The following is a 24,264-nucleotide window of genomic DNA, read 5'->3' as shown; positions in this document are numbered from 1 at the left end:
GGTAAAGGCTGGTGGTGACGCCAGAGATAGACGGCCTCTATGGCCGTCATCTACTTCTGTGCAAGAAGGTCAGCGCTGTCTTGTCGCCAAACAAGCGTGCCGATTGGCAGAAGATTTCATAGGTGCTCTTTGCAGGCAGAGCTTGCGCTAGCGGAGTCTCTTCCAGGCGTTCGATATCGGCCAGACTGCGAATCGGAAATGCTGCTTAACAGCTTGAGCAGTCATTGTGTTGTTTCCTGTCACTGTGTATGGCTTTACCTGCAGCTAGCCGGAAGGTCCGAATTCGAATCGTGCAGGCCACTAATAGACCTGCTTGAAGTCGACCTGGCCGAGCATCGGCTCGCGGTGTTGATGGTGGAGGGTAGTATCCGATAGTACGCAGAACATGCTTCTGACTGGTCCATACCGGCGATGTGCAGTTCTGCAGGCCAGAAGACCCCGCCCGGTAAGCTGCCGGGCGGAGCATTGATGAATCCCTAAACTAGTCCACAACACTCATAGTTCTTTTAATATCAACGAGATGCTGCACTACGCCGGGATCGGCCAGGGTGGAGATATCGCCGAGAGTATCGTACTCGGCGACCGCGATCTTGCGCAGGATGCGCCGCATAATCTTGCCCGAGCGGGTCTTCGGCAGACCCGGTGCCCACTGGATCACATCCGGGGTGGCGATCGGGCCGATCTCCTTGCGCACCCAGTTCTTCAGCTCCTGGCGCAACTGCTCGCTGGCCTCTTCGCCGCCGTTGAGGGTGACATAAACGTAAATGCCCTGCCCCTTGATGTCGTGGGGCACACCGACCACCGCCGCCTCGGCGACCTTCGGGTGGGCGACGAGGGAGCTTTCCACCTCCGCGGTGCCCATGCGGTGGCCGGAGACGTTGAGCACGTCGTCCACCCGCCCGGTGATCCAGTAGTAGCCGTCCTCATCGCGACGGGCGCCGTCACCGGTGAAGTACATGCCCTTGAAGGTCTTGAAGTAGGTGTCGACGAAGCGCCCGTGGTCGCCATAGAGGGTGCGCGCCTGGCCCGGCCAGGAATCGACTATCACCAGGTTGCCCTCGGTGGTGCCCTCCAGCAGGTTGCCCAGGTTGTCCACCAGGGCCGGCCTGACGCCGAAGAACGGCAGGGTCGCCGAGCCTGGCTTGAGCGCGGTGGCACCCGGCAGCGGGCTGATCAGGATGCCGCCGGTCTCGGTCTGCCACCAGGTGTCGACGATCGGGCAGCGACCCTGGCCGACGGTCTCGTGGTACCAGTTCCAGGCCTCCGGGTTGATCGGCTCGCCGACCGAGCCGAGCAGGCGCAGGCTGGAGCCATCGGCGCCCTGCACCGCCGCGGTGCCCTGGGCCATCATGGCGCGAATCGCGGTCGGCGCGGTGTAGAGGATGTTCACCCGATGCTTGTCGATGATCTGCGACATGCGGGTGACGTCCGGGTAGTTCGGCACGCCCTCGAACAACAGGGTGGTGGCGCCATTGGCCAGCGGGCCATAGACGATGTAGCTGTGGCCGGTGACCCAACCCACGTCGGCGGTGCACCAATAGATGTCGCCGCGGCGGTAGTCGAACACCCTTTCGTGGGTCAGCGCGGCGTACAGCAGGTAGCCGCCGGTGTTGTGCTGCACGCCCTTGGGCTTGCCGGTGGAACCTGAGGTATAGAGGATGAACAGCGGGTCTTCGGCGCCCATCTCCGCGGCTGCGCAATCGCTGCCGGCGACTTCCATCAGCGCCTGGTACCAGGCATCGCGCGACTCGTCCCAGGCGATCTGGCCGCCGGTGCGGCGGCAGACGATGACCTTCTGCACGCTGGCGGTCTCCGGGTTGGCCAGCGCCGCATCGACGTTGGCCTTGAGCGGGATGCGCTTGCCGCCGCGCACGCCTTCGTCGGCGGTGACCACCAGCTTGGAGCGGCAGTCGATGATGCGCCCGGCCAGGGCCTCGGGCGAGAAGCCGCCGAACACCACCGAGTGGATGGCGCCGATACGGGTGCAGGCGAGCATGGCCACCACCGCCTCGGGGATCATGGGCATGTAGAGGGTCACCACGTCGCCGCGCTGCACGTCCTGGCTGCGCAGGGCGTTGGCGAACCTGCACACCTGCGCGTGCAGCTCGCGGTAGGTGATGTGCCTGCTCTCGGACGGGTCGTCGCCCTCCCAGATGATCGCGACCTGCTCGCCGCGCTCGGCAAGGTGGCGATCCAGGCAGTTGTGCGCCACGTTCAGAGTGCCGTCGGCGAACCACTTGATGTCGATGTCCTGGTCGTCGAAGGAGGTCTGCTTGACCTGGGTGAACGGCTTGATCCAGTCGAGCCGCTGGGCCTGTTCGCACCAGAAGCCGTCGGGGTCGACCACCGACTGCCGGTACATGGCTTGGTAGGTGGCCTCGTCGGTCAAGGAGCGGGCCGCCACCTCGGGGCGCACGGGATACAGGGACGCAGCACTCATCGTTCTTACCTCAATGGAAAGTTCGCACTTGCAAGAGCACGAAGTTGTTGTCAATCGTGGGGGACTGCCGGAGGCGCTGACTAATCAATCCCCGAGTGTCTGGAGACTCTTTGGTATAAGTGAACCTACTCGGGCTGGCTGCGTGAGCGCTCGAAAGGTAAAACATCGATACTCGACCACTGCATTAGCTGCTGCTCACCGGCGGCCAGCCGGTGAGCAGCAGAGCTAGGGAGGCGGGGCCAGCATGCTGCTGGCTGCACACCACTTGCTTGAGCGCCTCGATGCAACGCTCGAGATCGCTCCTCAGCATCTAGATATGTGGCCATACCCGTAGTCCACCGATCTGTTGGGACTGGTGGTACTTCACATGAACCTCGTGGTTCTGCCGGAGTTCCCGCTCGATCTTCCGGGCATCCAGACCATCGATGGAGAACAGGCTCACCGGCCCCGGCTCGTCGGTAGCCAGCGGTGTGTGCATTCGGCTGCCGGGGATATCACTGGTGAGGTCGATCCAGTAGCAAATCAGTTCCTGGTGGCGCGCGTGAGTCGCTTGCGTGCCGATTTCCTTATGAAAGCGGATCGCCGGCGCAATGCCCGCCTGAATAGCCGAGTTATAGGTGCCGAGATTCCAGTGGTCGAGCTTATCGATCTGCAGTGGCCGCGGACTTACGGCCGCATTGTTCAAATTAAGCAGGGGCTGTTGCTTCGGATAAGCCGCGCGCACCTGATTCCAGAACCCTTCTCCGTCGACAGGCCTGTTCGCCACCGGCTGCTCTTTCATTGCGGGGTCTCTCCTCTGCACGAATTCTTGCGGTGGCTTTGGTTTTCTCCGCACGCACATGCCGCGCCCAAGGCTCTCCGGCGGCGCATCCAGTATCGGCCACTGGGGCAGAATTAAATGTTGCTCTTAGTGCAGAATCAGTCATGTGCACAGGCCGTTTAATCGGGGAGCGGCATTAACTTCTGTTTCGATTGCTTGGCCGATTAATAGCCCTGCTGTCGATCAATCTGCCCGAGCATGGGCTCGCCGCGTTGGTGGCGGCGGATATTGTCCAGGAGCACGGCAAATGCGCTCTGCGGTTGGGTCATCGCGGCGATATGCGGCGTCAGCAGAATCTGCGGATGGTGCCAGAAGGGATGCTCCGGCGCGGCAGGCTCTTGTTGCAGTACATCGAGCACCGCGGCGCTGAGCTGGCCGCTGGCCAGGGCTGCGAGCAAGTCCTCTTCCACCAGGTGGCCGCCGCGACCCATATTGACCAGTGCGGCGCCGCGGGGCAGCTGCTGGAACAATTTACGGTCGAGAATCCCTTCGGTCTGCTCGGTCAGTGGCAGGACGCACAGCAGAATGTCGCACTGGCCGAGGAAAGCCGGCAGTTGCTCGGCGCCGGCGAAGCAATCGACGCCGGGGATGTGGTGTCGGCTGCGCGCCCAGCCCGACAGGGCAAAGCCATAGGGCTGCAAGGTCAGCATTATCTGCCGGGCCTGCAGGCCGAGGCCCAGCACCCCGACCCGGCGCTGGTGCGCAGGCACCAGCCGGTGCGCTTGCCAGCGCTTTTCGGTCTGTTGCTGGCGGTAGCGCTGCATGTCCCGATGCAGGCTGAGCACGGCGAAACTGGCGTACTCGCACATGCCCTGGGTAATGCCCGGGTCAAGCAAGCGGACCACCGGCAAACTCGCTGGCAAGCGGCCGAGGTCGAGCTGGTCGACGCCTGCCGACAGGGCGAACAGCACCTGCAGGTTCGGCAGCAGTGTGTCGAGATCGTCCGGCGCCTGCCAGGCCGCCAGATAGCGAATCTTCCGCGGATCGCCGATGTCTGGCCAGGCGCACCATTCGATATCTGGGGCTTGTTCGGCGAACAGCACTTTCCATTGTTCGCCGCGCACCGGGTCGGCTTTATAGAGCAGGGCCATGGGCATTTCCTCATATAAACGGAAATAGTCAGAATGCCCGAGTGGCAGAGCAGTAAATATTGTAAGAGCCGCGGCAAATGCATTGCGTCGGGCTATATGGAGCGAATTTCGAAAGATTCCATGTACTGAAGGATTCTGCCGTTTGCCAGGGTGAAAACAGTCGATCCGAATTTCTCAGGGGGCAAGTTCGGCTTAGAGCATTGTCTCGAAGGCTTAACCTGAAGCACATCGCAGCCGCCTCCCGGTTGCCAGGCTCACTTATGGGAGATGCCATGAACAGCAAAGTCGAAGAAACCCCTTATCTGCTCCAGCAGCGTGATCAGTTCGTGCCACGTGGCTTGGTCACTGCCCATCCGCTGGTCGTCGACCGCGCCCAGGGTGCCGAACTGTGGGATGTGGACGGCAGGCGTTACCTGGACTTCGTTGGCGGTATCGGTGTGATGAACATTGGCCACAATCATCCGAAGGTGGTCGCGGCGGTACAGGCGCAGATGCAGAAGGTCACCCACGCCTGCTTCCAGGTGGTGGCCTATCAGCCCTATCTCGATCTGGTACAACGCTTGTGCGAGTTGGTCGCTGGCTCCAGTGGCGTTGCGCATAAGGCTGCACTGTTCACCTCGGGTGCAGAGGCTGTGGAGAATGCGGTTAAGATCGCCCGCGCCCATACCCAGCGTCCGGCGGTGATCTCCTTTCGTGGTGGTTTCCATGGCCGTACCTTACTCGGTACGACCCTGACCGGCATGAGCCAGCCGTATAAGCAGAACTTCGGCATGGCGCCCGAGGTGTTCCACACGCCGTATCCGAATGCTTACCGTGGTTTCACCAGCGAGATGGCGCTGCAGGCCCTCAATGAGTTGTTTGCCACCCAGGTCTCGCCAGATCGCGTAGCCGCGATCATCATCGAGGCGGTACAGGGCGATGGCGGTTTCCTCTCGGCGCCGGTCGAATTTCTCCGCGCGCTACGGGCGCTGACCGAACAGCATGGCATCGTCTTGATCCTCGATGAAGTCCAGACCGGCTTCGGTCGCACCGGCACCTGGTTCGGTTTCCAGCACGCCGGGATTCAGCCGGATCTGGTTACCGTGGCGAAGAGCCTGGCCGCCGGCATGCCGATCTCGGGCGTGGTCGGCCGTGCGGAAATCATGGACGCACCAGCCCCCGGCGGCCTCGGCGGCACCTACGGCGGTAACGCGCTGGCTTGCGCAGCGGCGTTGGCGGTGATCGACACCTACCAGCAGGAACAGTTGCTGGCGCGCGGCGACAAGCTGGGCGAACGTCTGCGTCAGGGCCTGCTGCGCCTGCAGGCGCGCAACCCACAGCAGATCGGTGACGTACGCGGCACCGGCCTTATGCTGGCGATCGAGCTGGTCAAGGACGATGCTGCCCGCAGCCCGGATCCCGAGCTCAACCAGAAGCTGATCGATGAGGCCCGCAACGGCGGCCTGCTGGTGATCAAATGTGGCGTGTACCGCAACGTGCTGCGTTTCCTCGCGCCTCTGGTCGCCGAAGAAGCGCAGATCGACGAAGCCCTGGAAATTCTCGAGGCGGCCCTGGCACGTGTGTTGAGTTGAGCTAAGTCCTCGGTCGGCGCGCACTGTTCGCGCCGACCGAGGCGGTTTTGGAGCTTGGATCGATGAAGTGCATTAGAGGAGGCTACACACCATGGATCTGACTGATTATCGTGCGCTGCTGATCGACTGTGATGAAGTTCTGGTCGATCGGGATACCGGCGTCTGGACGGCCTTGCAGCCGTTGCTCGAAAACCGCCCCGGCATGTTGGGGCGGGAAGAGGTTCTGAGCGAATTCAACGAGGCGGTGCGCATGCTCTATCCGCGCTTCTCCGAGCTGGGTTTCAGTGGCTTGTTATGCTTCGCCCATCGCCAGTTGGCTGAGCGCCTGGGGCTCAAAGTTTCCTGGGAGGAGGGCATGACGTTCGCCCGTTCGGTACGCAACTGGTCGCTGTTCGAAGACGCGCCCGGCGCCATGCTGTATCTGCGCAAGTTCTATCGGCTGCTGGTGCATGGGGACCGTGATGCCGAGGATCGTGAGGCGCTCTGCGAGCGCTTGGGGATCATACCCGAGGATTTGCTTTCCCCGGCCAGCAAGCCATTGGAAGACCGTGCCTGGTTGCTTGCCAACAACCTCAAGGCCGAACAAATCCTGCAAGTGTCGAGGTATCCCGCCGAGCCGCCCGTATCGGCCGGCTTGTGCCTGATTCGTCGTGACCACGGCCGCTATACTCAGCCATGTCCGGCGGACTGTTGCATCAATAGCATGGCTGACCTGGTCGCTCAGCATCAGCTGTCTTTACGGCGCTGAGTTTGCTAAAAGACAGCCTATGAATAGCGATCGAGAGGTACGCATGGAAGGTTTAGTCAAGCTGGACCGAATCGACATCAATATCTTGGTCGAGCTGCAAAAAGACGGTCGCATCACCAACGTCAAACTGGCCGATGCGGTCGGCCTATCGGCCAGTCCTTGCCTGCAACGGGTCAAGCGGCTCGAATCGGCCGGGTATATTTCCGGCTATAAAGCCCATCTCAACCTGGCCAAGATCACCGACTCGGTGACGGTATTCACCGAGATCACCCTCCATGACCACAAGCGCGAGGACTTCGCCAAATTCGAGTCCAATATCCGCTTGGTCGATGAGGTGCTCGAGTGCCACTTGATCAGCGGCGGCTACGATTATCTGGTGCGCTTCATGACTAGCAGCATCCAGCATTATCAGGCGGTGATGGAAGGCCTGTTGGACAAGAACATTGGCATTTCCAAGTACTTCAGTTACATCGTCATCAAGTCGCCTGTGCTGAAAGATGGGATACCGCTGCGCAAACTGTTGCGTCATTGATTTTCCGCCGAAGGCTTGCATCGTCAACTCGCTACCGGCTGGGAATGTACTGTGCGTACCGAGCTTCTATGTGAGTGGTGCGCGTGGTGCAATTTACGGGATGTGTCGGCCGTACGGGCGTAGGTCAGTGCCAGGTTGAAAGGGCTTCCCAGGCGCGGAACTTGTTGCCGGGAATCGGCTGGCTGATCGAGAAGCCCTGGGCGATGTCGCAGCCGAAGTTGCCCAGGCGAGTCAGGGTCTCCTGGTTCTCCACGCCTTCGGCGACCACCTCGAGGTCGAGGTTGTGCGCCAGTTCGATGATGGAGCGCACGATCTTCGCCGAGTCATCGTCGTCGCTGAGCATGCGGGTGACGAAGGACTGGTCGATTTTCAGCGAGTCCACCGGCAGCTTCTGCAGGTAAGCCAGCGAGGAGTAGCCGGTGCCGAAGTCGTCGATGGTCAGGCGGGTGTCGAGGCTCTTGAGTCGGGTCAGGGTTTCCAGCGCGGCCACCGGGTCTTCCATCAGCGCGCTTTCGGTCAGTTCGAAGTCGATCCAGTCCGTTTGCGCGCCCCAAGTGGTGAAGGAGCCGCGAATCCGTTCGATCAGCTTGGGATCGCGCAGGTCGTGGGCCGACAGGTTGACCGAGATCGGTCGCTCGTCACCTTCCTCGTGCCAGGCATAGCGTTGGCCCAGCGCGGCGTCGAGTACCCAGTAGGTGAGTGGGGTGATCAGCCCGGTGCTCTCGGCCAGCTTGATGAAGTCGTTGGGCGGCAGCAGGCCATGCTGCGGATGCTGCCAACGCACCAGGGCTTCGGTGCCGCATACTTTGTTGGTGGCGATTTTCAGTTTCGGCTGGTAATGCAGTAACAGCTGGTTGCGTTCGATCGCCCGGCGCAGTTCGCTCATCAGGGTCAGGTGCTGGGCGCATTCGCGATCAAGGCCGCCCTGGAACACCGCGTAACCGGTGCTGGAGCGCTTGGCCTGGTCCATGGCGCTGGCCGAACGGCAGATCAGTGCGTCCGGGTCGGTGCCGTGGCCGGGGTAGAGGGCGATGCCGATATTGGCGCGAGCGTCGAGGAGCACACCGGCCAGGTCGATTGGCTCGTACAGCGCCACCAGAATTTTCTGCGCCAGCTGCGAGGCCTGCTCAGCGCCGCCGCTGGGCATCAACACCGCGTACTGACACTCGCCGAGGCGCGCCAGGGAGGTGTCTGGACCTACCGCTTGGGTCAGGCGCGCTGCGATGGCTTGCTGCATGCGGTCGCCTTCGCGGTAGCCAATGGCCTCGCTGATCTCCTGGCTGCGGCCGACCTCCAGGTGCAGCAGGCCCAGCGGCCGGTGCTCGTACCTAGCCTCGCTGATCGCGTTCTCCAGCAGTTCGCGCAGGCGCAGGCGGTTGGGCAGGCCGGTCAGCTCGTCGGTATAGGCCATGCGCCTGATGGTCGCTTCGGCCTGCAGCGCCCGGGCCCGGGTACGCAGGGTGAGGATGCCGAAGCCCAGATCGTTGGCGGTGGCCAGCAGCAGGTCGACTTCCTGCTCGTCGAAGGCGTCGCTCTCTGCGGCCGTGATCACCAGCTTGCCGATCAATACCTCTTCGACCCTTAGCGGCAGTACGATGACCGCGGCAATGCCGTACTCGATGGCCACGTCTTTTAGCGCCTCTACCGGTTCATCGAGGAGGTTGCGGATGACCAGCGGTCGCCCGGCCGCGAGCTGGGCGTCGAATCGCTGGATATAGGCCTTGCCCTCGGCGCTACCGGCCCAGGCCTTGGCGTGCGCAAGGTAACCGTGATCGTCGCCGGCGTAGGCGACCTGACGCTCCGGCTCGGCGAGGTCTTTCTGGAGATAGGCGACCCAGGCCAGGCGGTAGCCGCATTCGGCCACCAGTACCCGGCAGACTTCCTTGAGCAGCGACGGTTCTTCGCTGGCATGGATCAGCGCATGGTTGACTGCCACCCGCGTCGACAGGGCGCGGTTGAGGCGCTGGATCTCTTGCTCGGCTTGGGCGCGCTTGGCCTTGGTGCGCAGGGCCTGCAGGCCGAACGCCAGGTCCTCGGCGGCTTGGGTCAGCAGCTCCTCTTCCTGGGCACCGAAGGCATCGGGTTCCGGGGCGCCGATGCCGAGGGCACCGAAGATCTCGCCTTCGACCCGCAGCGGCAGCGATAGAAACGAGGCGATGCCGTGTTTGCGCGCGCCCTCGCTCCAGGGCAGGGTCTTGGGATCGGTCAACAGATTGCGCACCAGGCTCAGGCGGCCGGTGCGGATCGCCCTGCCGGTGACGGCACGACCGCGTTCGTTGTCCGCCCAGGAGATGTTCAGCGAATCGACGTAGGCCTGTTCGACCCCGGCATGGGCCACCGGCGCGACCGTCTTCGCCTCGTCGTGCTCGGCGCGGCCGACCCAGGCCATGCGGTAACCGGCCTGCTCGACTATGACCTGGCAGATCTCCTGAAGCAGGGTCGCCTCGTCTTCGGCGCGCAGCAGCGCCCGGTTGCAGCCACTCAGGGTGCGCAGCGCGCGGTTGAGATAGGGATGCTCTGGGCTGACGGAACCTGGTGCTGGCATGGTACGCCTCCGACTCATGCACGACTTGGTTTGAGTATAGAGCCGCCGTCCAGGCCCGGGTTCCAAGGGCCGGACGGTACAGTGGTCAGCCGCGGCGGCTCAGCGGCCGGGTAGACACTGCGCGTCGGAGATCTGCCGCAGGCGGTCTACCAGTTGGGCTGCCGTCACCAGCCTTGCCGGCTGCAGCGGGCAGCCGCTGGCGGTCAGTCAGGTGTTGCACCTACGCACCAACGAATAGCGGCCTTTGGCCCGGTAGAAGCGACTTTCGCCGTACAACCCCGGGTCGAGTTCGACCGGCGCGCCCGCTGCTGAGCGGCTGTGTTGCCGCTGACCAAAAACTGACCCAGGCAGTTCAACTGCTTCTGCTCACTTTTTGAGCAGGAGAACACAGGGTGATCAGCATGGAAATATTGGGAAAAATCAGCGGATGTACTTCCGCGACAAACTCTCGCTGCGCCAGATAGCCAAGCGTACTGGTCTGTCTAGAAAACCTGGGGCGATTCAAATTTCGTCTTCTGTCCAAGTGAGCATCCTCTCTCGTAGCATGCTCCCGTGACGTCCTTCCCAGCCAGTGCCGCTTACAAGCAGATTGAACATTCACTGTCTCCCTTGGCTGGCTGCGCGATCTGTAATGTGACATTTTTGGGACACGCGAAGACCATAGAAAGCAAAAACCCCTGAAATCTCTAAGATTATCAGGGGCTTAAGTGTGTCTCAAATGGTGGAGCCGGGGGGATTTGAACCCCCGTCCGCCAGTACTCCGCTGTCGGTTCTACATGCTTAGCCGTGTCTACTGAGTTAACCCTTGGCCGCCCGACGGGCAGGGTGCTTTGGGCGAGTTGTGTAATTTTTAGCCACTTCGTCCACAACGTACTACGCGGCGATTCTGTTCTATATGACAATCATTTCGGGTTTACAGACATCCCCTAATGATTGCTGGAGCCGAAGCTACCAGAAGTGCGACTAGGCTGCTTACGCAGCTAGTTGAGCACCGTAATTGTCATCATTGGCAATTATGGATTTTTGCAACAGTTTATTTACGAGTTCTGTTACCAACTCGGCATGCCCCTCGAGTTTCGCAACCGGCGTCGAATCCTAATCGGCCCCAAAGTTGTGTTACTTGATGGTACGACAACTAGTGTACGGCAAAGGTTCCGTAGCGTCGACCGGGTAATCTTCAGGCGCACGCTACCAGTCATGTGCAGCTATGATTGCCACTTGCAGTGGATGCAATGTCTTTGGGAAGAGACCTGATTATGCCGCGAGTAGCGCGTTACCCCGTGCGCCAGTGGATTTGGCGTGCCTTTGTGCAGAGTGCTTTGATTCCGCTGATCCTGGTGGAGACGGTGTTGATCACCGTGTATTTGCTGAGCAATGCAGCCATTCGCGATGCACAAATCGGTCACTTGCAGCAGAGTGCCCTGGAGGGCTTGTCCACGGCAGTGGCGCGTGAGGGCCAGGTGATCGACAGTCGGTTGCGTTCGGTCGAGGCGCAGGTGCGAATTTTTCGTGATACAGCGAGTCATGCGCTGCAAAATACCGCTTTCCAGCCCGATGCGCTGGAACTTAAGCGGCATGTTTCGACCAGCAGCGGGGTGTTTTACAGCCGTAGCGACGATGGCCGCGCAGCGTCTTTCTACGCCAACAGCACGCCTCTGGAGCAGCAGGACCACGCCAAGGCCCTGCGCTTGTTGCAAATCGACCCACTGATGCGTTCGATTCGAGACGCCAACCCGTTGGTCAGCGCGCTCTATTTCAACAGTTGGGACAGCTATAACCGGATTTACCCATTCTTCATGACCCCCGAGCAGTATCCCCATGACATGGTGATACCCGATTACAGCTTCTATTACTTGGCCGACGCACTTCACAATCCGGCGCGCGAAGTAGTGTGGACCGATGTCTATCTCGATCCGGCAGGTCAAGGCTGGATGATGTCGGCGGTGGCGCCGGTCTACCGTGGTGACTTTCTCGAGGGGGTGGTCGGCCTGGATATTACCGTGGGTCAGATGCTCAGCGAGATCGGTGAGCTGGATGTGCCTTGGCAGGGCTATGCCATGTTGGTTAGCCGCGACAACAAGATCATGGTGTTGCCGCAGGCCGGCGAACAGGACTTCGCATTGAGCGAGTTGACTGAGTACTCCTACGCCGAGGCGGTGCGTCGTGAGGTGCTCAAGCCTGCGGATTTCAGCCTTGATTCACGTTCCGGCATGCGTCCGCTGTTGCAGGCGATGGCATCTGGTCAGGAGCATGTGCAGGAAGTGACGCTCGGTGGGCGCAAGCAATTGATCGCTTGGAGCGAGATCCCGCAAACAGGCTGGCGTCTGATGCTGGTGGTCGATGAGGAAAACATCTACAGCGAGACTAACCGCCTGGCCGAGCGCTATTTGCAGATCGGTTACCTGTTGATTGTCGGTCTGGGTTTGTTCTACCTGCTGTTTTTTGCCTGGATGTGGCTGCGTTCGCGGCGCCTGAGCGATCAGTTGGCTCAACCAATTGCCGGTATCGTTGGCATGATGCGCCGGCTCGGTCAGGGCGATTATCACCCCAGTGCGCCGCCCAGCCAGATCGATGAGTTGGTCAGTATGGCCCAGGCTGTGCAGCAGACCGGCGAGCAGATACAGGCCAGCGACAGCGAGCGGCATGAGGCGCAGCGGATTCTGCAGCTGGTGCTGGAGAGCACCACGGAGAGTCTGTGGGAGGTGGATGCGCCGAACATGACGATCAAGGTCAGCGACCACTTCGTCAAGCGTTTCGGCCTGCGAGCCGAGAGCATGAGTTTCAGCGAGTTCAACCTGCGCGTGCACCCCGATGACCTGGAGCGTATCCGCCATCTGCGGCAGTTATTCGCGGTCAGTGGTGAGGATCAGTTCGAGGCGGAGTATCGCTATGCCGATGCCAGCGGCGAATATATTTGGTTGCTCAGCCGCGGCAAGGTACTCGAACACGATAGCAACGGCGGCGTCTTGCGCATCGCCGGTACACATGTCGACATTACCCGGCTCAAGCAGGTGCAGGAGGAGTTGCGCCGCGCCAGCCTGCAAGCCCAGTCTGCCAGCCAGGCCAAGAGCCGTTTCCTGTCGAGCATGAGCCATGAGCTGCGCACGCCGCTGAATGCCATTTACGGCTTTGGCCAGTTAATCGAGCTGGAGACGCAAGGCAAGCCAGAGGTCCAGCAGGAAGCCGATTATGCCCGCGAGATTGTTAACGCCAGTCGCCACCTGACGGCGTTGGTCGATGACATCCTCGATCTGTCGAGCATCGAGAGTCGCCGCCAGCAGTTGCAATTACAGGCGGTGGAAGTCGGCGCGCTGCTCAATGGTTGCGCCGAGCTGGTACTCCCGGAAGTCCACCAGCGGCGTCTGCAGTTGCAGGTGCTGGCGGATATTGATGCCGGCTTGTACGTGCAGGCCGATATGCGTCGTCTGCGCCAGGTGATACTCAACCTGCTGTCCAATGCGATCAAATACAACAGCCCGCAGGGCCTGATCAGTCTGGGCTATGAAGTGCGCCCGGACTGCGTACGCTTGTGGGTCGAGGACAGCGGTCCAGGCTTGACCCAGGAGCAGCAGGCCCAGTTGTTTCAGCCATTCCAGCGTCTGGGTCGCGAGAACTCGAGCATTCCTGGTACCGGTATCGGTTTGGTGTTGTGTCGTGAACTGGCCAGCCTGATGGGCGGCGAAATGGGGTTTTGCAGCACGCTCGGCGGCGGTAGCCGTTTCTGGATCGACTTGCCCAGCGCCGCGGCACCCGAGACGGCTGCTGCCGCTGCGCTGCTGGTCGAGGCGGATGGGCCGAAGCGTAAAGCCGAAGTGCTGTGCGTCGAGGATCACCCCGCATCCGTGAAAGTGGTGCAGGAGGCACTTCGCGAGTTCGCCGATGTGCGCGGGGTCGGTTCGGTGCAGGGGGCGCTGGCCGAGCTGGAGAGCTGCACGCCGACCATGCTGTTGCTTGACCTGGACTTGCCCGACGGTGACGGTTTGCAGGTGCTGGATGCCATGCGCCGTGATCCGCGCCTGCGTGAAGTGCCCGTATTGGTAATCAGTGCGACAGTCGATGACGGGGTGTTTAGCGAGGCGCGTCAGCGCGGCGCACAGGCGTGCCTGGCTAAACCTATCGACCTGACTCAGGTGCGCCGGTTAGCCCTGACGCTGTTGGGCTATTCGCTGGCCTCGAGCAGTTGTAGGGCTTCACCGAGAACCTTCACGGATTGACTGTGATTACCAGCCTTGTGCAGCTCTTCGCCTTCGGCGCGGAGCTTTTGCACTTGCGCCAGTACGGTTGCGTCGCTGGGCGGATTGCTCTGCAGCATGGCATCGATCTTCGCCATATCCGCGGGGCAGTGCATGGCCCAGAGCGAGGTGCTGAGCAGTACGGTGGTGAAAAAAACGGCAAGACGGCGCATGGGGGTGCTCCTTTCAACGGCTGGGGAACTTCAGTATAGAAACTCCTGCTGGCAGGCTTTGGCCGTTGATCTGCTTTCCCGTCGGAATAAAAAGCCCCGCAGGGCGGGGCAATGTCAGTAGCGGGCGCCTGCAGGCGAGAGTTTTTCACCGGCTCTCAGTACTTGGCGCGGGTCACCCGATCCACCAGGTAGACCAGGCCGTGGTAGTCGATACCACCATGTTGGCTCAAGCCGATCTCGCAGGTGCGGCTGGTGCTGATGCCTTCCTCGCAATACTGCACGGCCGATTTCAGATCGCGTAACGAGTGGGCGTTGAGTTCCGGGGTGGTGAAGCCCTTGTCGCCGGCAAAGCCGCAGCAGTGAATGCCCTCGGGGATCACCACCTGGCTGGTGCAGTGACGGACGATATCGATCAAGCCCTGGGCTTCGCCCAGATGCTGGGTACTGCAGGTGACATGCACGGCTACGGGCTTGTCCTGCGGCTGGAACTCCAGGCGCTCGAGTAGGTGCTCGCGGATGAACTTGACCGGGTCATGCAGTTTCAGGCGAGGGTCGAGTCCGTCCTGTAGCAGGCGCAGGGTGCAGGGGCTGGTGTCGCAATAGATCGGATCGAGACCGCCGCGACTGGCCTTGAGTAGGGCGTCTATGAGCTCCTGGCGCTTGCGCTCGGCTTGCTCGGCATAACCCTTGGAAGCGAATGGCTGGCCGCAGCAAAGGTTGTCCAGATGGTCCGGGAATACCACCTGGAAGCCGCCCTTCTCCAGTAGCGCGCGGGTCTTGTCGAGCAGCGGCATCTGCTCGGCATCGCTTGCTGCCGGGCCCATGGCGCGGGATACGCAGGCGGCGAGGTAAACCACCCGCGGTCGCTGATCGCCAGTGGCCACGGGCAGTTGCAGCCGGTGGACCGGTTGCGGCATCGCCGGAGTCCACTGCGGCACGCGACCCCGGCTGGCCTTGCTCAGGGTGGCGGAGGCGCGACTGAGCAGCGGGGCGCCCATGAGCAGGCGGGCACCATTGGCCACGTGCAGCAGGACGCGGGTGCCTTGCATGGCACGGCGAAAATTGTTCGCCAGCCAGTCGGCGCTGCGTTGATTGTGGGCGTCGCGGGCGCGCAGTTTGCGCACCAGGTCGCCCGTGTTGATCCCTACCGGGCAACGCTGGGCGCACAAGCCGGTGGCGGCGCAGGTGTCTATGCCCTGATAGCGGTAATCGCGCTCCAATGCGGTGGTATCTATGCCTGCGCGCTGTTTCGCCTGGATATCGCGCCAGATCACGATGCGTTGGCGCGGGCTCAGGGTCAGCCCCTTGGATGGGCAAACCGGCTCGCAGAAGCCGCATTCGATGCACTTGTCGACGATTTCGTCGGCGGCGGGCAACGGCTTGAGGTTTTTCAGGTGGATATCGGGGTCTTCGCTGAGTACCACGTCCGGGTTGAGAATGCCTTGCGGGTCGAGCAGGCGCTTGAGCTGCCACATCAGCTGGTAGGCGTCCGCGCCCCATTCCAGTTCGACGAAGGGCGCCATATTGCGCCCGGTGCCATGTTCGGCCTTGAGCGAGCCGCCGAACTCCACCGCCACCAGTTGCGTCACGTCATCCATGAACGCCGAGTAGCGGGCGACTTGCAGCGGGTCGTCAAAACCCTGGGTGAAGACGAAGTGCAGGTTGCCTTCCAGGGCGTGGCCGAAAATGATCGCCTCGTCGTAGTGGTGCTTGTCGAACAGCGCGAGCAGGCGATTGACCCCTTCGGCGAGCTGCTCGATGGGGAAGGTGACGTCCTCGATGATGACCGTGGTGCCGGTCTGGCGCACCGCGCCAACGGCGGGGAAGGTGTCCTTGCGGATCTTCCACAGCAGGTTGTACACCGCCGGGTCTGTGCTGAAGTCGACCTGTTTTTCCAGTGGGAACTCGGCGATCGATGCCATGATCAGCGCCAGTTGCTCCTGCAGCAGGCTCTGGCTGGCAGCGCGGGACTCGATCAGCAGGGCGCAGGCGCTGGCAGTGAGGCCTTTTACCCAGTCCGGCATGCCCGACTTGTCTTGCACCGAGCGCAGGCTGCGCCGGTCCAGCAGTTCCACGGCGGATACCGGCTGCTGCTTGAGCACGGTGACCGCGCGGCAGCAGTTTTCCACATCTGGGAACACCAGCAGGGCGCTGGCCTTGTGCGGGTGATCGGGCACGGTGTCGTAGGTCACCGCACTGATAAAGCCCAGGGTGCCTTCGGAGCCGACCATCAGGTGGCTGAGGATATCCAGCGGCTGGTCGAAGTCGATCAGGGCGTTGAGGGACAGGCCGGTGGTGTTCTTCAGCCGGTATTTGTGGCGGATCCTGGCCGCCAGCTCGGCATTGGCGCGGGTTGTTCGGCCCAGCTCGGCCAGTTGCCCGAGCAACTCGCCGTGGCTGGCCTGGAAGGCCGCGACGCTGGCGCTGTCCTCGGTGTCCAGCACGGCGCCGTCGGCCAGCACCAGGCGCAGGCCGGCCAGGGTCTGGTAGCTGTTCTGCGCGGTGCCGCAGCACATGCCGCTGGCGTTATTGGCGACGATGCCGCCGATCTTGCAGGCATTGATCGAGGCCGGGTCGGGGCCGATCTTGCGCTGGAAGGGCGCCAGCACGGCGTTGGCCTGAGCGCCTATCACGCCCGGTTGCAGGCGGATCTGCTTGCCCTGGTCACGAATTTCCCGGGCGTTCCAGTTCTCGCCCAGCACTAGCAGGACCGAGTCGCTGATCGCCTGGCCGGACAGGCTGGTACCGGCGGCGCGGAATGTTACAGAAACTTGATGAGTCCCTGCCAGCTTGAGCAGGTCGATCACTTCCAGCTCGGACTCGACCCGGATCACCAGCTGGGGAATCAGCCGGTAAAAGCTGGCATCGGTACCGAAGGCCAGGGTCGACAGCGGGTCGTCGAAGCGGCGCTCGCGGGGAATCAGGCGTTCGACGGCGGCTAGGAAGGCGGCGGGCAGGCTCATGGGCGCTCCAGATTATTCTCAGTACATAGGGCGGCGCGTCGGGATTGCTGGTGCAGCGCTGTTAGTAGGAGCGGCCGGGCGGCGTTGCGCTTCAGGCGCGAAAATAGCGGATGAATCCGCTCCTGCTAAAGGCGGTTTGCTGCTTAGTGGCCCAATTCACGCACCAGCGAGTCGGCGCTGATTTCGCTGATCGACTTGGCCCCGGTCAGGACCATGGCCACACGCATCTCTTTTTCGATCAGGTCGAGCAGGTTGCTCACGCCTGCGCCGCCGGCTACGGCCAGGGCGTAAATGAAGGCGCGCCCAAGCAGGACGGTGTCGGCCCCCAGGGCGATCATTCGCACCACATCCAGGCCGGTCCGAATCCCCGAGTCGGCCAGGATTGCCAGCTCGCCTTTGACTGCGTCGGCGATGGCCGGCAGCGCGCGCGCACTCGACATTACGCCATCGAGCTGGCGGCCGCCGTGGTTGGAGACCACGATGCCATCGGCGCCAAAGCTCACCGCGTCCTTGGCGTCCTGCGGATCGAGGATGCCCTTGATCACCATCGGGCCGTCCCAGAACTCGCGGATCCATTCCAGGTCCTTCCACGAGATCGACGGGTCGAAGTTGTCGCCGAGCCAGCCGATATAGTCGGCCAGGCCGGTGCGGCTGCCGCGGTAGGCGGAGATATTGCCCAGGTCATGGGGCTTGCCCAGCAGGCCCACGTCCCAGGCCCAGCTTGGGTGAGTCATGGCCTGCAGCATGCGCCGCAGCGGTGCGTTCGGCCCGCTCATGCCGGAGTGGGCGTCGCGGTAGCGGGCGCCCGGTACCGGCATGTCGACGGTGAACACCAGGGTAGTGACGCCGGCGGCCTTGGCGCGCTCCAGCGCATTCTTCATGAAGCCGCGATCTTTGAGGACGTAGAGCTGGAACCACATCGGTCGATCGATCTCTGGCGCCACTTCTTCGATCGGACACACCGATACGGTCGACAGGGTGAAGGGGATGCCCTTGGCTGCAGCTGCCCGGGCCGCTTGGACCTCACCACGGCGGGCATACATGCCCGCCAGGCCGACGGGGGCCAGCGCCACGGGCATCGACAGGGTTTCATTGAACAGACGGGTTTCCAGGCTCAACTCGGACATGTTGCGCAGCACCCGCTGGCGCAGGGCGATGTCGGCCAGGTCATCGACGTTGCGCCGCAGGGTATGTTCGGCGTAGGCGCCGCCGTCGAGGTAGTGGAACAGGAACGGCGGCAGCTTGCGTTGTGCCGCTGCGCGGTAGTCGGTAGAGGCAGAAATGATCATCGGGTTCACCCTAGTGCCAGGAGAAGGCTGTTCTTGCCCAGGGTGCGACCCCATAAATACTGCGGGGCCGACCTGTCTGGGTATACGGGAATCGTGAATAGGAGCCTGTCAGCCAGCGGCCAGCGGGTCGCTAACGCCCAACACATAGATCGCGATCATGGCGATCGCGCCGGTGAAGAGCACGTAGTACAGCGTAGGCCAGATGGTTTTGCGCAGGATGCTACCTTCGCGACCCAGCAGGCCGACAGTTGCAGAGGCGGCCACCACGTTGTGGATGGCGACCATATTACCGGCGGCGGCGCCAATGGCCTGTGCCGCGACTACCACTGCGCCTGAGATGCCCAGGTTAGTGGCCACACCGAACTGGAACTGGCTGAACATCATATTGCTGACCGTGTTGGAGCCGGCGATAAAGGCGCCAAGTGCACCAATGCTCGGCGCCAGCAGTGGGTAAATCCCACCAACGCTATCGGCAACCCAGCGGGCCATGAGGATCGGCATGCTGGCCAGGTCGGCGCTGTTGACCCCCGAGTTGATCAGGATACGCACCATGGGCACGGTGAACAGCAGGACGAAACCGGCGCTGAGCAGCACCCCGGAGGATTCCCTGACCGCCGAGCCCAGGTCACGCAGCTTCATCTTGTGGAAGAAGAAGGTGGCGATGACCACCGTCACCAGAATCCCACCCGGCAAGTACAGCGGCTGGAAGCTGGCGCTGACCCCGGTCTCACCGAGCAGGTCGGGAAAATTCACCGCCACAGCTTTCAGTGCTGCGGTGACTTGCGGGACGACCCGGCTGATCACCAGCAGGGCACCGACCAGCACATACGGCAGCCAGGCGCGCAGTGAGCTCATGGGCTTGGCGGTCAGTTGGTCCAGCTTCATTTCTATGGTGCCCAGCCATTCGCTCGGCCACTTGTCCGCAGGGGCAAAGTCCCAGGTAGTTTTCGGCAGCAGAAAGCCAAGGCGGGCTGCGCTGGTGACAATCGCCAGGCCGATCAGGCCGCCGGCCAGTGAGGGAAATTCCGGACCGAGGAATACTCCAGTGAGGGCGTAGGGGATGGTGAAGGCCAAACCGGCGAAGAGTGCAAACGGCAGTACTTCGAAGCCGGCTTTCCAGCTTTTCTCGGTGCCGAAGAAGCGCGTCAGCATCAGCACCATGATCAGCGGCATCACAGTGCCGACGATGGCGTGAATGATCGCCACTTCACTGGTGATCAGCTGCAAGAACTGCGCCCAGGAAGAGCCTTGCTCAAGCAGTTGCGCACCGAGGGTGGCTGAGTCCAGGCCGCTATTGACCCCAACTATGATGGGCGTGCCCACGGCCCCGAACGACACCGGCGTACTCTGTACCAGCATGCCCATCAGTACCGCGGCCATGGCCGGGAAGCCGATGGCCACCAGCAGCGGTGCGGCAATTGCCGCTGGCGTGCCAAAACCGGAGGCGCCTTCGATGAAGCAGCCGAACAGCCAGGCAATGATGATCGCCTGAATTCGCCGGTCAGGGCTGATGGTGGCGAAACCGGCGCGGATCGCGGTGATGCCGCCAGAATGCTTGAGGGTGTTGAGCAGCAAGATGGCGCCGAAGATGATCCACAGCAGGCTCAGGGTAATCAGCAGGCCTTGCAGGGTCGAGGCGAGTACGCGGTTGACGCTCATGTCCCAGGCGAACAGACCAATGGCGGCGGTCACCAGGTAGACCAGCGGCATGGCGTGCTTGGCCGGCCAACGCAGGCCGACCAGCAGGATGGCCGCGAGCAGGATCGGAGAAAAAGCGAGTAGAGCCAGAAGACCAGTTGACATGTCGGTCTCTCCTTAGCGGCGCGCGATGCGCATGGGTGTATGCGGATGCAGCGGTGCGGCAAGTGGTTTGGCGATGACCGGCATGGCAGACCTCATAAGCTTCTTGGAATTGTTTTAGGTTTGGGTAAATTGGTAATACCAATTTACAATGTGGCGCGGCCAGAGTAAAAGTGGATGCTTGCAGCTGTCAATTAGCAGGCTTACTACTTTGGTCGAGTGCCCTTGTCTTGTAAGGGCTCCGGCGCCGCTATAGGCTTGCTCTACAAGTGCCTGAGAAGGGCGTTACAGGTGGTCAAACCAGTGAGGTTCGGGTTATGGATGTAGGCCAGGTGCGCCAGCGCCGTTTGTCGGACGATATCGTCAGTCAGCTGGAAACCATGATCCTGGAAGGCACGTTGAAGGCCGGTGAGCGGCTGCCCGCCGAGCGGGCGCTGGCCGAACGGTTCGGTGTGTCGCGGCCGTCATTGCGTGAGGCGATTCAGAAACTGGCGGCCAAGGGCTTGTTGGTCAGCCGTCAGGGCGGTGGCAACTATGTCGCCGACTCGCTTGGCTCGACCTTCAGTGATCCGCTCTTGCAGCTGCTGGAGAGCAACCCGGAAGCCCAGCGCGACCTGCTGGAGTTTCGCCACACCCTGGAAGGTTCCTGTGCCTTTTATGCCGCCCAGCGTGCCACCGAGCTGGATCGCCAGCGCCTGAGGGAGGCTTTTGCCGCGCTGCAGGACTGCTACAGCCGAAGCGGCAAGGTGACCCGCGCGGAAGAGGGGGTGGCCGACGCGAGCTTTCACCTGGCCATCGCCGAGGCCAGCCATAACGCCGTGCTGCTGCACACCATTCGCGGTTTATTCGACCTGCTCAAGCGCAATGTGGTGACCAACATCGGTGGCATGTACGCCCAGCGCGACGAGACCCGCGACATGCTGATCGATCAGCATCGGGCGCTTTATGAAGCGATCATCGAGGGGCGTGCCGAAGACGCGCGGCAGTTGTCCAATCGGCATATCGACTATGTGCAGGAAGTGCTCGCCGAAGTGCAGCAGCAAGCGCAGCGCATGGCGCGGGCGCAGCGGCGGGGATCAGCCTCAATTACCAAGCCGTAGGAGGGTGGGCTGGTCGCGGGCAAGCTGCCCGAGCGGGACGGTGTATCCGATCATGGTGATGAGCAGGCTGGCACGGCGTCTTCGGTCGGTGTGCTGCTCAACTAAGCGGGGATAAGGAATGGGGCCACAGCCCCATCCACCCGCCGATCAGTCGTCCTTGCCCTTGGTGCGCATGGCGCGCTGGACTTCACGGTCGGCGTCACGCTCTTTTTCGGTGTGGCGCTTGTCGAAGTCCTTCTTGCCCTTGGCCAGGGCAATTTCGCATTTGATCAAATGCGCTTTCCAGTAAACCGACAGCGCCACGCAGGTGTGACCCTTCTGCTGTACGGCGCCGAACAGCTTTTCCAGCTCGCGCTTGTTCAGCAGCAGCTTGCGCGTGCGGGTCGGGTCGGCAATCACGTGGGTGCTGGCAGCCTTCAGCGGGGTGATGTGGAAGCCCATCAGCCAAGCTTCGTTGTCTTTCAGCAATACATAGCTGTCGACCAACTGGGCCTTGCCGGCGCGCAGGCTTTTCACTTCCCAGCCGGCCAGGACCAGGCCCGCCTCGAATCTGGATTCGACGAAAAAGTCGTGCATCGCCTTTTTATTTTGGGCGATGGTGCCTTGAGGGTGTTTCTTTTGTTTAGCCATAGGGCGCGCATTATAGGGAGTCGTGGGCCTGCTGGCGACAGCCTGATCTTGAGAGAGGTGAGCTAATCCCTGACAATGCGCATCTTTTGCGAAAATATCGGGCGTATTCATGGTGAGTGACAAGGTTTCGATCCACGGCGCCTGGGCCAGTCGTTGGGTGTTTATCCTGGCGGCAACCGGCTCCGCAGTGGGCCTGGGCAACATCTGGAAGTTCCCCTACATGACCGGCATGTACGGCGGTGGGGCCTTTGTCATGATGTACCTGGTGTGCATTTTTCTGGTTGGCTTGCCGATCATGTTTGCGGAAACCCTGATCGGCCGCCGCGCCCGGCAGAGTCCGGTGAATGCGCTGGGAGCGCTGGCGCTGGAGTCTGACGCCTCGCCAAGGTGGTCGTGGGCTGCGCTGATGGGCATGGTTGCCGCGCTGCTGATCCTGTCCTTCTACAGTGTCATCGCCGGCTGGTCGCTGGACTACATCATCGGCATGGGTGGCGGCCAGTTCCAGAGCATCAGTGCCGATGGGGCGGGCGCTGCGTTCGGCGCACTGACGGCCGACCCTTGGCGTCTGACCCTGTGGCACACGCTGTTCATGCTGTTGACTGGCTTCATTATCGCCCGTGGTGTCGTGGCCGGCCTGGAGCGCAGTTTGCGCATCATGATGCCACTGCTGTTCCTCTTGCTGCTGGTGCTGCTGGGTTACAGCATGACCACTGGGCACTTTATGCAGGGGGTTCACTTTCTCTTCGATTTTCAGCCTGACAAGTTGCTCGACGGCGTGCTGGCTGCAATGGGGCATGCCTTCTTCACCCTCAGCGTTGGCGTCGGTTCGATCATGGTCTACGGCGCCTACATGCCCAAACGCGCCTCGATCGGTACGACGGTGATGGCGGTCGGCATTCTCGACACCCTGGTGGCCCTGACGGCTGGTTTGGCGCTATTCCCTATAGTGTTTGCCGCCGGCTTGGAGCCGGGCGCCGGCCCTGGACTGATGTTCGTCACCCTGCCGGTGGCCTTCGGCGGCATTGCGTTCGGTCAGGTCATGGGTACGCTGTTTTTCGTCTTGGTGCTGATAGCGGCCTGGACCTCGTCGATCTCCATGCTGGAGCCGGCCGTGGCTTATCTGGTCGAGCGTACCGAGCGCAGCCGGAAGGTGATCACCAGTGTGCTGGTACTGTTGTGCTGGGCCGTTGGCATGGGCACGGTGTTGTCCTTCAATGTCGCTGCCGAGGCCAAGTTCTTCATCTTCGCGGACGACGGTTTTCACCTGTTTCAGTGGGGCGCCGAAGGCGGGCGCAACTTCTTCGAAAGCATCGACTACCTGACCAGTCGCATTCTCTTGCCGCTGGGTGGCTTGGCCTTCGTACTGTTCGCTGGCTGGGTTCTCAAGCGTGAGGCCGTGCGCGAGGAGCTGGCGATCAATAATCCGCTGCTGTTCGGCCTGGTCTATTGGCTGATTCGTGTAGTGGCGCCATTGGGTATATTGATCGTGTTTGTTGCAGAGTTGATGAAATGAGTACAGTCACCCTTCTGAATCAAGTTGCAGGCTTATGAGTACCCATATCCAGCGCTCGGCGTTGCTGCCGTATCCGGCGTCGGCCATTTTCGAATTGGTCAATGACGTGGCGCGTTACCCGGAGTTCCTGCCCTGGTGTTCGGCCAGCGAGGTGCTGGACGTCAGTCAAACCCATATGCGCGCCAGTCTGGCTGTGGCCAAGGGGGGGCTTAGCCAGCGTTTCATTACCCGCAATGCGCTGGTTTGGGGGCAGTCGATCGAGCTGGTTCTGGAGGAGGGGCCGTTCAGTCAGCTGCAAGGCCAGTGGGTGTTCAAGGCGTTGGGCGACCAAGCATGCAAGATCAGTCTGGATCTGACCTTCGATTATGCCGGTCCCTTGGTGCGGGTCACGCTTGGGCCGCTATTCAACCAGGCGGCGAACACCTTGGTGGACGCATTCTGTCAAAGGGCGAAGCAGCTATATGGCTAGCAACAAGATGATCGTGGTCGAAGTGGTTTATGCCTTGGCGGATAAGCAGAAGCTGCTGCGTCTGAGTCTGCCTTACGGCACTACGGTGCGCCAGGCAGCCGAGCAGTCGGGCATGCAGGCGCATTTTCCTGGCCTTGATCTGGCGAATATTCCGCTGGGGATCTTCGGCAAGGCGGTGGCCAAGCCACAAGAGCGGGTGCTGGAGGATGGCGAGCGGGTGGAGATCTATCGGCCGCTGATTGCCGACCCGAAAGAGGTGCGCAAGCAGCGTGCGGCCAAGGCGGCCAAAGCCAAGGCTGACGAAGAGGGCGCTTGACGTCAGATAGGCGCGCATGAAAAAGCCCGGAT

General features: G+C 61.8%; 17 protein-coding genes and 1 other RNA gene. 8 read left to right on the top strand and 10 right to left on the bottom strand.

Features of this window, described 5'->3' with window-relative positions; all coding sequences use genetic code 11:
* Positions 1–481 precede the first annotated feature (481 nt).
* From acs to LJY18_RS13985, 3 genes are all read right to left on the bottom strand, one after another.
* Positions 482–2,440, bottom strand: a complete 1,959-nt coding sequence (gene acs, locus LJY18_RS13995; protein ID WP_238042430.1) for an acetate--CoA ligase — start codon at positions 2,438–2,440, stop codon at positions 482–484.
* A gap of 310 nt (positions 2,441–2,750) precedes the next feature.
* Positions 2,751–3,221 (bottom strand): hypothetical protein, encoded by a 471-nt coding sequence (locus LJY18_RS13990; protein WP_238042429.1) that lies wholly within the window; start codon positions 3,219–3,221, stop codon positions 2,751–2,753.
* A 203-nt stretch (positions 3,222–3,424) separates the two neighbouring features.
* On the bottom strand, positions 3,425–4,351 hold the full coding sequence (locus LJY18_RS13985) for a 2-hydroxyacid dehydrogenase (RefSeq protein WP_238042428.1): 927 nt from the start codon (positions 4,349–4,351) through the stop codon (positions 3,425–3,427).
* A gap of 272 nt (positions 4,352–4,623) precedes the next feature.
* On the opposite strand from LJY18_RS13985, the gene gabT reads away from it, so the two are divergent.
* The 3 genes from gabT (at position 4,624) to LJY18_RS13970 (ending at position 7,202) form a co-directional block, all read left to right on the top strand.
* The gene (gene gabT, locus LJY18_RS13980) at positions 4,624–5,922 is read left to right on the top strand and encodes a 4-aminobutyrate--2-oxoglutarate transaminase (RefSeq protein WP_238042427.1); all 1,299 of its coding nucleotides are present in this window, start codon (positions 4,624–4,626) and stop codon (positions 5,920–5,922) included.
* Positions 5,923–6,013: 91 nt separating this feature from the next.
* Positions 6,014–6,670 carry an HAD family hydrolase gene (locus LJY18_RS13975; RefSeq protein WP_238042426.1) on the top strand — a complete coding sequence of 219 codons (657 nt, stop codon included), beginning with the start codon at positions 6,014–6,016 and terminating at the stop codon, positions 6,668–6,670.
* 43 nt (positions 6,671–6,713) lie between these two features.
* Positions 6,714–7,202 (top strand): Lrp/AsnC family transcriptional regulator, encoded by a 489-nt coding sequence (locus LJY18_RS13970; RefSeq protein ID WP_172149405.1) that lies wholly within the window; start codon positions 6,714–6,716, stop codon positions 7,200–7,202.
* A 124-nt stretch (positions 7,203–7,326) separates the two neighbouring features.
* Here LJY18_RS13970 and LJY18_RS13965 read toward each other — a convergent pair whose 3' ends face one another.
* Positions 7,327–9,747, bottom strand: a complete 2,421-nt coding sequence (locus LJY18_RS13965) for a bifunctional diguanylate cyclase/phosphodiesterase (protein ID WP_238042425.1) — start codon at positions 9,745–9,747, stop codon at positions 7,327–7,329.
* Between the two features lie 719 nt (positions 9,748–10,466).
* Positions 10,467–10,854, bottom strand: a transfer-messenger RNA (tmRNA) gene (ssrA, locus tag LJY18_RS13960).
* Positions 10,855–11,003: 149 nt separating this feature from the next.
* Here ssrA and LJY18_RS13955 point away from each other — a divergent pair.
* On the top strand, positions 11,004–13,961 hold the full coding sequence (locus LJY18_RS13955; protein ID WP_238042424.1) for an ATP-binding protein: 2,958 nt from the start codon (positions 11,004–11,006) through the stop codon (positions 13,959–13,961).
* Here LJY18_RS13955 and LJY18_RS13950 read toward each other — a convergent pair.
* From LJY18_RS13950 to LJY18_RS13935, 4 genes are all read right to left on the bottom strand, one after another.
* Positions 13,907–14,152 carry a hypothetical protein gene (locus LJY18_RS13950; RefSeq protein WP_238042423.1) on the bottom strand — a complete coding sequence of 82 codons (246 nt, stop codon included), beginning with the start codon at positions 14,150–14,152 and terminating at the stop codon, positions 13,907–13,909. The genes LJY18_RS13955 and LJY18_RS13950 overlap by 55 nt on opposite strands.
* A gap of 155 nt (positions 14,153–14,307) precedes the next feature.
* A complete protein-coding gene (locus tag LJY18_RS13945) occupies positions 14,308–17,115 on the bottom strand; it encodes an FAD-binding and (Fe-S)-binding domain-containing protein (RefSeq protein ID WP_238042422.1) in 2,808 nt (935 codons plus the stop codon).
* Between the two features lie 143 nt (positions 17,116–17,258).
* Complete coding sequence (gene lldD / locus LJY18_RS13940; RefSeq protein WP_238042421.1) at positions 17,259–18,404, bottom strand: FMN-dependent L-lactate dehydrogenase LldD; 1,146 nt, start codon at positions 18,402–18,404, stop codon at positions 17,259–17,261.
* Positions 18,405–18,512: 108 nt separating this feature from the next.
* On the bottom strand, positions 18,513–20,207 hold the full coding sequence (locus tag LJY18_RS13935) for an L-lactate permease (protein WP_238042420.1): 1,695 nt from the start codon (positions 20,205–20,207) through the stop codon (positions 18,513–18,515).
* A 314-nt stretch (positions 20,208–20,521) separates the two neighbouring features.
* On the opposite strand from LJY18_RS13935, the gene LJY18_RS13930 reads away from it, so the two are divergent.
* Entirely contained in the window at positions 20,522–21,304 is a 783-nt protein-coding gene (locus tag LJY18_RS13930; protein WP_238042419.1) for an FCD domain-containing protein, read from the top strand.
* A gap of 147 nt (positions 21,305–21,451) precedes the next feature.
* Here LJY18_RS13930 and smpB read toward each other — a convergent pair whose 3' ends face one another.
* Positions 21,452–21,934, bottom strand: a complete 483-nt coding sequence (smpB, locus tag LJY18_RS13925) for an SsrA-binding protein SmpB (protein ID WP_238042691.1) — start codon at positions 21,932–21,934, stop codon at positions 21,452–21,454.
* 109 nt (positions 21,935–22,043) lie between these two features.
* On the opposite strand from smpB, the gene LJY18_RS13920 reads away from it, so the two are divergent.
* Genes LJY18_RS13920 through LJY18_RS13910 form a run of 3 tightly spaced genes read left to right on the top strand, consistent with a single transcriptional unit; the run spans position 22,044 to position 24,232 of the window.
* A complete protein-coding gene (locus LJY18_RS13920) occupies positions 22,044–23,447 on the top strand; it encodes a sodium-dependent transporter (protein WP_238042418.1) in 1,404 nt (467 codons plus the stop codon).
* A gap of 34 nt (positions 23,448–23,481) precedes the next feature.
* Complete coding sequence (locus LJY18_RS13915; protein WP_238042417.1) at positions 23,482–23,916, top strand: type II toxin-antitoxin system RatA family toxin; 435 nt, start codon at positions 23,482–23,484, stop codon at positions 23,914–23,916.
* Positions 23,909–24,232 carry an RnfH family protein gene (locus tag LJY18_RS13910; protein ID WP_238042416.1) on the top strand — a complete coding sequence of 108 codons (324 nt, stop codon included), beginning with the start codon at positions 23,909–23,911 and terminating at the stop codon, positions 24,230–24,232. Before LJY18_RS13915 ends, LJY18_RS13910 begins: the two co-directional genes overlap by 8 nt.
* The last annotated feature ends 32 nt before the right edge of the window (positions 24,233–24,264 follow it).

The organism is Pseudomonas sp. MMS21 TM103 (assembly GCF_022132145.1).
In the GTDB taxonomy this organism is placed as follows: Bacteria; Pseudomonadota; Gammaproteobacteria; order Pseudomonadales; family Pseudomonadaceae; genus Aquipseudomonas.
Note: the sequence above shows the minus strand (reverse complement) of the source record. Positions and strands in the feature narration are given on the sequence as shown.

Bases quoted from the DNA above. Each gene is read 5' to 3' on its own strand.
- acs (WP_238042430.1), bottom strand. From the start codon at position 2,440: ATGAGTGCTGCGTCCCTGTATCCCGTGCGCCCCGAGGTGGCGGCCCGC.
- LJY18_RS13990 (WP_238042429.1), bottom strand. From the start codon at position 3,221: ATGAAAGAGCAGCCGGTGGCGAACAGGCCTGTCGACGGAGAAGGGTTC.
- LJY18_RS13985 (WP_238042428.1), bottom strand. From the start codon at position 4,351: ATGGCCCTGCTCTATAAAGCCGACCCGGTGCGCGGCGAACAATGGAAA.
- gabT (WP_238042427.1), top strand. From the start codon at position 4,624: ATGAACAGCAAAGTCGAAGAAACCCCTTATCTGCTCCAGCAGCGTGAT.
- LJY18_RS13975 (WP_238042426.1), top strand. From the start codon at position 6,014: ATGGATCTGACTGATTATCGTGCGCTGCTGATCGACTGTGATGAAGTT.
- LJY18_RS13970 (WP_172149405.1), top strand. From the start codon at position 6,714: ATGGAAGGTTTAGTCAAGCTGGACCGAATCGACATCAATATCTTGGTC.
- LJY18_RS13965 (WP_238042425.1), bottom strand. From the start codon at position 9,747: ATGCCAGCACCAGGTTCCGTCAGCCCAGAGCATCCCTATCTCAACCGC.
- LJY18_RS13955 (WP_238042424.1), top strand. From the start codon at position 11,004: ATGCCGCGAGTAGCGCGTTACCCCGTGCGCCAGTGGATTTGGCGTGCC.
- LJY18_RS13950 (WP_238042423.1), bottom strand. From the start codon at position 14,152: ATGCGCCGTCTTGCCGTTTTTTTCACCACCGTACTGCTCAGCACCTCG.
- LJY18_RS13945 (WP_238042422.1), bottom strand. From the start codon at position 17,115: ATGAGCCTGCCCGCCGCCTTCCTAGCCGCCGTCGAACGCCTGATTCCC.
- lldD (WP_238042421.1), bottom strand. From the start codon at position 18,404: ATGATCATTTCTGCCTCTACCGACTACCGCGCAGCGGCACAACGCAAG.
- LJY18_RS13935 (WP_238042420.1), bottom strand. From the start codon at position 20,207: ATGTCAACTGGTCTTCTGGCTCTACTCGCTTTTTCTCCGATCCTGCTC.
- LJY18_RS13930 (WP_238042419.1), top strand. From the start codon at position 20,522: ATGGATGTAGGCCAGGTGCGCCAGCGCCGTTTGTCGGACGATATCGTC.
- smpB (WP_238042691.1), bottom strand. From the start codon at position 21,934: ATGGCTAAACAAAAGAAACACCCTCAAGGCACCATCGCCCAAAATAAA.
- LJY18_RS13920 (WP_238042418.1), top strand. From the start codon at position 22,044: ATGGTGAGTGACAAGGTTTCGATCCACGGCGCCTGGGCCAGTCGTTGG.
- LJY18_RS13915 (WP_238042417.1), top strand. From the start codon at position 23,482: ATGAGTACCCATATCCAGCGCTCGGCGTTGCTGCCGTATCCGGCGTCG.
- LJY18_RS13910 (WP_238042416.1), top strand. From the start codon at position 23,909: ATGGCTAGCAACAAGATGATCGTGGTCGAAGTGGTTTATGCCTTGGCG.